8 protein-coding genes are annotated in these 9916 nt (G+C 67.3%); 2 read left to right on the forward strand and 6 right to left on the reverse strand.

All coding sequences use genetic code 11. From position 1 onward, the window contains the following. The coding region (locus Y706_RS30115) for a maltotransferase domain-containing protein (protein WP_253906743.1) at positions 1-248 on the reverse strand (248 nt) is incomplete at its 3' end. Between the two features lie 151 nt (positions 249-399). Between Y706_RS30115 and glgP the strand changes: the two genes are divergently transcribed. Further along, a complete protein-coding gene (gene glgP / locus Y706_RS0108995) occupies positions 400-3018 on the forward strand; it encodes an alpha-glucan family phosphorylase (RefSeq protein WP_028276338.1) in 2619 nt (872 codons plus the stop codon). 45 nt (positions 3019-3063) lie between these two features. On the opposite strand, the gene Y706_RS0109000 is transcribed toward glgP, so the two are convergent. Together Y706_RS0109000 and glgX are read right to left on the reverse strand one after the other, a co-directional pair. After that, entirely contained in the window at positions 3064-3420 is a 357-nt protein-coding gene (locus Y706_RS0109000) for a barstar family protein (protein WP_028276339.1), read from the reverse strand. 22 nt (positions 3421-3442) lie between these two features. Next, positions 3443-5557: a glycogen debranching protein GlgX gene (gene glgX / locus Y706_RS0109005; RefSeq protein WP_028276340.1), complete on the reverse strand. Its 2115-nt coding sequence runs from the start codon at positions 5555-5557 to the stop codon at positions 3443-3445. Between the two features lie 115 nt (positions 5558-5672). Here glgX and Y706_RS0109010 point away from each other — a divergent pair, with 115 nt between their 5' ends. After that, positions 5673-6476, forward strand: coding sequence for a carbon-nitrogen hydrolase family protein (locus tag Y706_RS0109010; protein ID WP_028276341.1), 804 nt, complete (start codon positions 5673-5675; stop codon positions 6474-6476). A gap of 304 nt (positions 6477-6780) precedes the next feature. On the opposite strand, the gene rlmB is transcribed toward Y706_RS0109010, so the two are convergent. The 3 genes from rlmB to Y706_RS0109025 form a co-directional block, all read right to left on the reverse strand. Beyond that, the gene (gene rlmB, locus Y706_RS0109015; RefSeq protein WP_028276342.1) at positions 6781-7782 is read right to left on the reverse strand and encodes a 23S rRNA (guanosine(2251)-2'-O)-methyltransferase RlmB; all 1002 of its coding nucleotides are present in this window, start codon (positions 7780-7782) and stop codon (positions 6781-6783) included. A gap of 134 nt (positions 7783-7916) precedes the next feature. Next, positions 7917-9365: a cysteine--tRNA ligase gene (gene cysS, locus Y706_RS0109020; protein WP_028276343.1), complete on the reverse strand. Its 1449-nt coding sequence runs from the start codon at positions 9363-9365 to the stop codon at positions 7917-7919. 100 nt (positions 9366-9465) lie between these two features. Continuing rightward, positions 9466-9825: a hypothetical protein gene (locus Y706_RS0109025; protein WP_028276344.1), complete on the reverse strand. Its 360-nt coding sequence runs from the start codon at positions 9823-9825 to the stop codon at positions 9466-9468. Between the last annotated feature and the right edge of the window lie 91 nt (positions 9826-9916).

The raw sequence follows: 9916 nt of genomic DNA on the forward strand, positions 1-9916 counted from the left end.
ACCCGCTGCCGCTCTTTGCCGCGGGGGTCGAGCAGGACCGCGCTGACCCCGAGCTGGTCGTGTCCCTCCCGGAACGCGGTGGCTCCCACGACAATGGTTTGGCCCTCGACGGCTTTGGCGGGAAACTTTCCGCCCTCCACCGAAGGCTGCACGGCGGTGATCGGAAAGCGGCCAAATCGAAGGCCATCCGTGATCAGGGCCTTGGGCTTTTGCTTGGACACGGCGCTGGTTCGCGAGTTATTCGTCACAGCCTCGACGTTATCTACAAAACGGCCAGAATGCTAAGGCCTCGAACGTTTTCCGGACGTTTCCGGTTCTGGTCGGAGTGATATCCGTCATTTACGGGAAAGAATCTTAAAGCAGTTCCGGGGCACCGACTTGTCCGTTAGTGTTTCGCAGGTGAAGGCAATCCGCAGATTTACCGTCCGAACCGTACTCCCGGAGTCGATCCGGCCGCTGGCCCGGCTCGCCACCAATCTCCGGTGGTCCTGGCACCGGCCCACCCGGGAGCTTTTCGAGGGGCTCAACCCCGGGATCTGGGCGGAGAGCGCCCACGACCCCGTGACTTTCCTGGGCCTGGTGAGCCGGGAAGAGCTGCAGCGCCTCGCCGCGGACCAGGACGTGGTGCGGCGCGTCCACGCCGCGGCCGATGACCTCGACCGGTACCTGGAACAGCCGCGCTGGTACCAGAGCCTGGGCGACGGCGCGCCGGCATGCATCGCGTACTTCTCGCCGGAGTTCGGCATCACCGAGGTCCTGCCCCAGTACTCCGGCGGCCTCGGCATCTTGGCCGGGGACCACCTGAAAGCGGCCTCGGACCTTGGCGTGCCGCTGATCGGCGTCGGCCTCCTGTACCAGGCCGGCTACTTTAAGCAGTCACTCTCCCGGGACGCCTGGCAGCAGGAAACGTACCCGGTCCTCGACCCCGACGGGCTGCCCCTGACGCTCCTGCGCGAGGCCTCCCCGGACGGCAACGGCAAACCGGTCCAGATCTCCCTGCCGCTTCCCCAGGGACGGCGCCTGCTGGCGCACGTGTGGCGGGCCGACGTCGGACGTGTGCCGCTGCTGCTGCTGGATTCCAACGTTCCGGGCAACGACGAGGCCGCCCGCGGCATCACCGACCGCCTGTACGGCGGCGGCGGAGACCACCGGCTGCAGCAGGAGCTCCTGCTGGGCATGGGCGGGGTCAAGGCGCTGCGGGAGTTCCAGCGGCTCACGGGCGTCCCCGCGCCGGAGGTCTTCCACACCAACGAGGGCCACGCCGGGTTCCTCGGCGTCGAGCGGATCCAGGAATTGATGTCCGGCGCGGCGCCGCTGAGCTGGGAGGAGGCCCTGGCCGCCGGGCGCGCGTCCACGGTGTTCACCACCCACACGCCGGTGCCGGCGGGGATCGACCGCTTCGAAATCTCCCAGATTCAGCACTTCTTCGAAGCCGGCCTCGCCCCGGACGTGCCGGTGGCCAAAATCCTGGACCTGGGCCGCGAGGACTTCGCCGACGGCAACCCGTTCGTGTTCAACATGGCCGTGATGGGGCTGCGGCTGGCCCAGCGGGCCAACGGTGTGGCCAAACTGCACGGCGTGGTCTCGCGCGGGATGTTCTCCGCCCTCTGGCCGGGCTTCGACCACTCCGAAATCCCCATCACCTCCGTCACCAACGGCGTGCACGTCCCCACCTGGGTGGACCCCCGCATCGCCGCGCTGGCGCGGGACCAGTTCGGTGCCGAGGCTGAGGCGCAGGGCCGGTGGGACCTGGCCTACAACGTCACCGACGAGGACCTCTGGGCGTTGCGGCGCGAGATGCGGGTGTCCTTGGTGGAGGATGTCCGGCGCCGGCTCCGGGCCGCGTGGAAGAAGCGCGGCGCGGCCGACGCCGAGCTGGCGTGGACGGACTCCGTCCTGGATCCGGACGTCCTGACCATCGGCTTTGCCCGCCGCGTGCCGACCTACAAGCGGCTGACCCTGATGCTGCGCGACCCGGAACGGCTCAAGGCGCTGCTGCTGCACAAGACGCACCCCATCCAGCTGGTCATCGCCGGGAAGTCCCACCCGGCGGACGACGCCGGCAAGAAGATGATCCAGGACCTCGTCCGGTTCACCGACGACCCCGCCGTGCGGCACCGGATCGCGTTCCTGCCCAACTACGACATCGCCATGGCCCGGACCCTGTTCCCCGGCTGCGATGTGTGGCTGAACAACCCGCTGCGCCCCCTGGAGGCCTGCGGGACCTCCGGCATGAAGGCTGCCCTGAACGGTTCGCTGAACCTCTCGGTCATGGACGGCTGGTGGGATGAGATGTACGACGGCGAGAACGGCTGGGCGATCCCGACCGCCAACAACGACGCCTCCCCGGAGGAACGCGACGACATCGAGGCGGCGGCACTGTACGAGCTGCTCGAAACGCAGGTGGCGCCGCGGTTCTACGGGCTGACCGTGTCCGACGCCGCGGGCGCTGCCGGACCGTCCCAGCCCGGCCCGCAGGCCGTTCCTACGCACTGGGTTTCAATGATCAAGCACACCATGTCCCACCTGGGCCCGGCGGTTTCCGCGGAACGGATGCTCCGGGACTACGTCAACGTCCTGTACCGGCCCGCCGCGATCGCAGGGCGCCACGCTGTGGCGGACAACTACGCCCAGGCCAAGGCCCTGGCGGCATGGAGCTCACGGGTCCGGGCCGCATGGCCGCACATCCAAGTCGAACACGTCGACTCGGTGGGGGTCTCCGAGGACCCGCAGATCGGAGATCTGCTGCAGGTAAATGCGTACGTGGCGCTGCGTGAGCTTTCACCGGACGACGTCTATGTTGAGGTGGCCTACGGCCGGGCCGAGGACACCGACGAGCTGACGGACATCACGGTCGCGGAGCTCAAGGCCGCCGAAGACCTCGGCAAGGGCCGGCACCTCTTCAGCGGCACGCTGGTGATCGACCGTTCGGGGTCCTTCGGCTACACCGTGCGTGTGCTCCCCAAGAACGATGCCCTGGCCTCAAAAGCGGAGCTGGGCCTGATCGTCAACGCCTGACCGTCACCGCGGCCTGACCGTCACCGCGTGGCTTGCTAGCTCTCTTCAGAGGCAGACGGCGATGACGTCCAGGCTCTTGCCGGCGTAGCCTTCGGCGTCCTGCAGCGTTTCGCAGATGACGCCGAAGGAGCGGTCCGCGCGGAGCGCGGCGGGCACCTGCCAGATGAACGTGACGGGGGCCTCGCCGTCGTCCGTCACGGCATCCGCGACGTCGTGCAGCGAATCGTGCAGGGCATCCAGGTCCGTGCCGTAGTCCTCCGGGACGTCCAGGAGCTCGCCGAACGTGTCCAGGACCGCCTGCTTGGTGTCCGCGGCGTGGACCACCAGGGCGCGCCGGCCGGCGTCGCCGATTTGCGCCGTGAGTTCTTCGATGGTCCAGGTCTCTGCCGAGTAAATCTTCATGGGGTCCTTAATCTCGAATTATTTAGGTGCGGTAGATATTGATCGTGTTGGCCTGGACGAGGTCGCGCTCACCGGAGGCGACGCGGGCGCCCTGACGCCGGTCATGGAGTTCGGACGTCGTCACGCGGAGTTCGAAGAGCCGGTGCCCGGTGCCGTCCTCATTGCTCAGCCGAGGCAAGGTGACCTTGACGTCGTCGGCGCCGCCGTTGACCACCACGAGACCGTCGACGTGCCCGTCGTCGGACCCGAGCAGGAGCTGGATCACCCGGTGGCCGGGGTCATGCCACGTGTCGGCGGACATGGGCTGGCCGTCCACATCGAACCAGTGGAAGTAGGACTGGTTGTCACGCGCCGGGTAATCATGCGGCTGGCTGGCCAGAAACTCCTTGCGCAGCCGGATGACGCGCTTGGTGGTGCGCAGCATCGCATGGGATTCCGTGGTGCTGGTCCAGTCGATCCAGGTCAGTGCATTGTCCTGGCAGTAGGCGTTGTTGTTCCCCTGCTGGGTCCGGCAGATCTCGTCCCCGGCAGTGATCATGGGTACGCCCTGGGAAATCATCAGGCAGGCCATCAGGTTCCGCCTGCTTTGGGCGCGCCGGGCGAGGATGTCGCCGTCTTCAGTGGGGCCCTCGAAACCGTGGTTGTAGCTGCGGTTATCGCCGTGGCCGTCCCGGTTCTGCTCGCCGTTGGCCTCGTTGTGCTTGCGGTCGTAGGCCGTCAGGTCGGCCAGGGTGAAGCCATCGTGGGCCGTGATCAGGTTCAGCGAGGCAAGCCGGGACCGGCCCGAGGACTCGAACAGCCGGGCGGAACCAGAGAGGGCGTCCGCGAGGCGGGCCACCGGGCCGCCGCTGCCACCGCCGTCGATCGCGGCGCGGTCGGCGAGCCAGAAGCTGCGGACGGCGTCGCGGAAATGATCGTTCCAGTCCACCCACCCGGCGGGAAACCGGCCGGTCTGCCAGCCGCCGTAGCCCACGTCCCAAGGTTCGGAAATCAGCTTGACGCCGGACAGGACCGGATCGGCTCCCACTGCGACGAGGAAGGGGTGCCGCGGATCGAATTCGTTGGCGCTGTTGCGGCACAGCGTGACGGCGAGGTCGAAGCGGAACCCGTCGATGTGGAACTCGCTCACCCAGTAGCGCAGGGAATCCAGCACCAGCTGCACGACGCGCGGTTCGCCGAAGTTCAGGCTGTTGCCGCAGCCCGTGGTGTCCACGTACCTGCCGTGGCCGTCGTTGCGGTAGTACTGCATTTCGCCCAGGCCACGGAAGCTCAGGGTGGGGCCGTCCGTGCCGCCCTCGGCGGTGTGGTTGTAGACGACATCGAGGATGACTTCGAGTCCGGCGGCATGCAGCAGCTTGACCATGCCCTTGAACTCGTCCTGGACCGCGTGGGCGCCGGCGGCCTGGGCGGCCTCCGTGGCGTAGCCGGGATGCGGGGCGAAGAACGCGGCCGTGTTGTAGCCCCAGTAGTTCGTCAGCCCGAGCTGCTGCAGGTGCGGCTCGTCCACGTGGAAATGCACGGGCAGGAGCTGGACCGCCGTGACGCCCAGCGAGATCAGGTGCTCGATCATGGCCGGGTGGGCCATCCCGGCATACGTCCCCTGCAGGTCCTCCGGAATATCCGGGTGCAGCTTCGTCTGCCCCCGGACGTGGGCCTCGTAAACGATCGTGTTGCGCCACGGGACCCGCGGGCTGCGGTCCAGACCCCAGTCAAAGTCGTTAGCGACCCGGACGCTGGTGATCAGCCCCTCGCGTTCGTCGACGGCCCGGCCGTAGGGGTCCATCAGCAGCGGCTGCTCGCCGGCGGCATCGAAATCCGTGGCGGGCATGGACAGCGGGAGGGCCTCGTGTTCCGGGGAGGACCGGAAGCCATAGCGCGAGCCGGCGGGAATGCCCTCAACAATTCCGTGGTGGACGCCGTCGGTGACGTTGGGCAGGGTCTTCACCTGCCAGGTTCCCCCGGGCGCCTGGTATTCGATCTCCAGCGTGGTTACGCCGGGCGCGTAGACGGCCACGTTGGCGAACGCGCCCCGGGGATCGTCCACTGCCGGCGACCCGGTATGTGGAACGCTGATCCCCAGCGGAAACGCCCGCGAAGCGTCTACGGTGGAAGCGGTATCTATGTAAGACATAACCATTGCTTAAAGCTTAGCCGGGCCAGACAAATGGCCCCCGTTTTCGTTTTCATGACGTTTTGCAGTGTACGGACCGCCGCACTGCATACTGTAATGGAGCGCCGAGTTGGAGGTAATTGTGCGCGTTGCACTAGCCCAAATCATTACCGGCCGTGACGTGGCCGCAAACCTGGACCTCGTGGACGCCTACGCGCGCCAGGCCAAGGCCGGCGGCGCGGACCTCGTGGTATTCCCGGAAGCCACCATGCGGGCCTTCGGCAATTCGCTCCTGGATATCGCAGAGCCGCTGGACGGCCCGTGGGCATCCCGCGTCCGTGACCTCGCCGCAGAGCTCGGCCTGGTGATCGTCGCCGGCATGTTCACTCCCGGCACCGCCGGAGACGGCGCCAAGGTGCGCAACACCCTGCTGGTCACCGGCCGCGGCCTCGAGGCCAGCTACGACAAGATCCACCTGTTCGATGCTTTCGGTTTCGCCGAGTCGGACACGGTTGACGCCGGCACGGCCCCCGTCACCTTCGAGCTCGACGGCGTGACGTTCGGCCTCGCCACGTGCTACGACGTCCGTTTCCCGGACCTGTTCACGGAAAACGCGGACCTCGGCGCCGACGTCAACATTGTGTGCGCCTCCTGGGGTTCAGGCCCCGGCAAGGCCGAGCAGTGGAAGCTCCTGGCCCGCGCCCGCGCCCTGGACTCCACCACCCTGATCCTCGCCTGCGGCCAGGGCGACCCCGCCAGCGTGGGTCACCCGGTCAAGGGCTCCGCCCCCACCGGCGTCGGGCACTCCGTGGTGGTCTCCCCCATGGGCGATGTCCTCGAAGAGCTCGACGGCGCCCCCGGCCTTCTCTTCGCCGACCTCGACACCGCCGCGGTCCAGGAAGCCCGCACCAAACTCCCGGTCCTGGCCAACCGCCACAAGTTCTAAGTCACTATCGGCCAAGTTCGCAATGGTTACGTCCCGCGGTCACCAACCGCCGGGCGGGTTCAGCCAAAAACCCTCCCTCACTTTTGGCAGGTCTAACGGAAACGCTCCACCACGTTTCGCACGTTAAACCGAAGCGCTCCCCCACAAGAAGTGAGGGAGCGCTTAGCCGTTTACCGCGAAAGGTGAGGGAGCGTTTGACGTTTTACGACCAAAGGTGAGGGAGCGTCGGAGACGGGACCGGAGTTTTGCTAAGGAGCGCATCGCCGACCGGAACCGAGTAAGGCCGCCAGCGGCCGCTCGAGGACTACTTTGCGGCGCGCTGGCGGGAGATTTCGTAGAGGGAGATGCCGACGGCCATGGAGGCGTTGAGGGATTCCATGGCGGAGTCGATCGGGATGGAGACGATCTGGTCGCAGTTTTCGCGGACCAGGCGGCTCAGGCCCTTGCCCTCGGACCCGACGACGATGCATACCGGTTCGGTGGCCAGGGTGAGCTCGGGCAGCGAGACGTCGCCGTCGCCGTCGAGCCCCAGGACGTAGATCCCCATGTTCTTGAACGCCTTGAGCGTGTTGTTCAGGTTGGCCGCGCGGGCGACGGGGACGCGGACGGCCGCACCGGCGCTGGTCTTCCATGCCGAGGCGGTGACGCCCACGGAGCGGCGCTCCGGGACGACGACGCCATGGCCGCTGAATGCCGAGACGGAGCGGATGATCGCGCCGAGGTTTCGGGGATCGGTGATGCCGTCGAGCGCGACGAAGAGCGGGGCGTTGGCTACGTGGCCCTTCTTCCAGGCCTCGAGGGTTTCTTCGGCGAGCTCGTACGCGTCCTGGTATTCGTACGGCGGGATCTGCAGCACGAGGCCCTGGTGGATGGCGTCGTCGGTCATCCGGTCGAGCTCGGGCTTGCCGGTTTCCATCAGCGGGATGCCGCGTTCGGCGGCCAGCTTCAGGGATTCCTTGACGCGGTCGTCCATTTCGATGCGGACGGCGACGTGCAGGGCCTTGGCCGGGATGCCGGCGCGCAGGGCTTCGACCACCGAGTTGCGCCCGGTGACGACCTCTTCGGTGGCGCGCCCCTTGGGACCGGAGCGGCCGGTGCGGGCGGCGGCGCTGGTAGTGCGGCTTCCGCTGGCGCGCTTGGCCTCGGAGCGTTCGGCGAGCTGCTTGTTCTTGAACGCCTTGTGGTAGGGGCGGTCCTCCGCCTTCGGCGTGGGGCCCTTGCCCTCCAGAGCCTTGCGGCCGTGACCGCCGGTTCCGACGGAGGGGCCCTTCTTCAATTTGACCGAGCGGCGACCGTTGTTGGCCATGAGTTTCACCCTTTAAATACGCGATTCGTTGACAAGTCTGACTTCCAGTCTACTGACTCGAGTAAAATCCACGATTTCGGGGTGGCCCGGAAGGGACGACGGCGGCCCACTTCACCGGCCGCCGGCAACGGGGTTTAGCCGCGCTTGAGGCTCCAGCTCGCCCCGTCCGGGCCGTCCTCGACGACGACGCCGGCAACCGCCAGCGTGTCCCGGATGGCGTCGGACGCTTCCCAGTCCTTGGCGGCCCGGGCGTGGGCGCGCGCCTCCAGCTGAGCCTCGACCAGGACGCCAAGGGCGGTGTTGGCTTGGTCGTCGGCCGCCGGCGTTGCGGTGGCGTTGAGGCCGAGGACGTCCAGCATGGCGGTGACGGTGGCCAGCGCCAGACCCGCGGCGTCGAGGTCGCCGTCGGTGAGAGCCGTGTTGCCGGCCCGGACGGTCTCGTGGAGCACTGCCAGTGCCTGCGGGACGTTGAGGTCATCGTCCATGGCCACCCCAAAAGCTTCCGGAACAGAACCAGCGGACGCATCCGATCCCGGGTCGGGCAAGACCCTGCTTGCGCGGCTGAGGAAGCCGTCGATCCGCTCGACGGCGGCAGCCGCCTCCTGCAGGGACGTCGGCTGGTAGTCCAGGACCGAACGGTACTGCGCCTGCCCGAGGTAGTACCGGACAACGCGCGGCGGGGCGATCTCGAGCATCTCCGTCGGGCTCACGGTGTTGCCGATGGACTTGGACATTTTCTCGCCGGCGTAAGTGACCATCCCGTTGTGCATCCAGAAGTTGGCGAAGCCGTGGCCTGCCGCCTGTGACTGCGCCATTTCGTTTTCATGGTGCGGGAAGCGCAGGTCCAGGCCGCCGCCGTGGATGTCGAACTCGGTGCCAAGGTATTTGGTGACCATCGCGGAGCATTCGAGGTGCCAGCCCGGGCGGCCGGCGCCCCACGGCGAAGCCCAGCTCGCCGTCGTCGGCTCCCCGTCCTTGTAGCCCTTCCACAGCGCGAAGTCGCGGGGGTCCTTCTTGCCGCGGGGGTCCGCGTCCGGGGCGCCCTGCATGTCGTCGAGTTTCTGCCGCGTCAGCGAGCCGTACTTGGACCAGGAACGCACGTCGAAGTAGACGTCGCCGGAGTCGTCCAGGGCCGGGTAGGCGTGGCCTCGGTCGATCAGCTGCTGGATGAGGGCGTGCATTTCCGGGATGTGGCCGGTAGCGCGGGGCTCATAGGTGGGGCGGGAGACGCCCAGGGTGTCATAGGCCTTGAGGAATTCCTGCTCGTAGCGGTAGGCCAGGGCCCACCATTCCTCGTTGCGGAGAGCCCCGGGCTCGTCCTCAAACTCGGCGCCGAACGAGGCGGCCGACTTGGCAAGGATCTTGTCGTCGATGTCGGTGACGTTGCGGACTGCCGTCACCCGGAAACCGCGGTACTGCAACCAGCGGGTCAGCTGGTCGAACGCGATGGCCGAGCGGATGTGGCCGACGTGTGGCATGCCCTGGACGGTGGCTCCGCAGTAGTACAGGCTCACCTTGCCAGGTACCAGGGGGACGAAGTCGCGGACTTCGGCGGATGCAGTGTCGTAAAAGCGCAGGGTCACCGCTCCAGATTAGCCGATGGCGCTCCGGGGCCCGACCCGCGGCTTTGCCGGCACGGCGCAGACCGGCAGGCAGGCCGCCGGGGACCGCCGGTGCGGTGACCTACTTGCAGTATTGGCCGATCTTGTTGATCTGCTCCGTGAGCTGGGCCGTCTGTTGGTCCGTCTTGGTTCCCGTTGGGCTCGCCGCAACCTGCTTCATGATCTCGGCCATCTGATGGATCGGGGCGCCCACCTCCGGCGCTACCTTGTCCGCAACCTCCTGGTAGTGCTGGCCAATCTGCCCTGCCTGCTCCTTCGCGCTCCCGGAGGGCACGAAGGTGTCGGTGTTGAGGAACTTACAGCTCTCCTCGACACTGAGTTTCGGAGTGGCGCTGGGCGTTTGGGGCGTTGTCGTGGAGGCGGCACAGCCGCTCAGCATGGTCCCTGCCACGAGTACGACGGCGGTCAGCAGCTTCTTCACGGCAGGTCTCCTGGCAGTTCGGAACGGGTGTCTCGCTTGGGTCTTCCCTCAAGCGTAGGGGACCGGGGCCCGCGGTGCTTAACCAGCGGCG

Origin of the sequence: Arthrobacter sp. I3, assembly GCF_000520575.1 — a bacterium.
Taxonomy (GTDB): Bacteria; Actinomycetota; Actinomycetes; order Actinomycetales; family Micrococcaceae; genus Arthrobacter; species Arthrobacter humicola_A.

What these genes read in the sequence shown, in the direction of transcription:
- Y706_RS0109000 (WP_028276339.1), bottom strand. Translation starts at nt 3,420, where the DNA reads ATGAAGATTTACTCGGCAGAGACCTGGACCATCGAAGAACTCACGGCG.
- glgX (WP_028276340.1), bottom strand. Translation starts at nt 5,557, where the DNA reads ATGGTTATGTCTTACATAGATACCGCTTCCACCGTAGACGCTTCGCGG.
- rlmB (WP_028276342.1), bottom strand. Translation starts at nt 7,782, where the DNA reads ATGGCCAACAACGGTCGCCGCTCGGTCAAATTGAAGAAGGGCCCCTCC.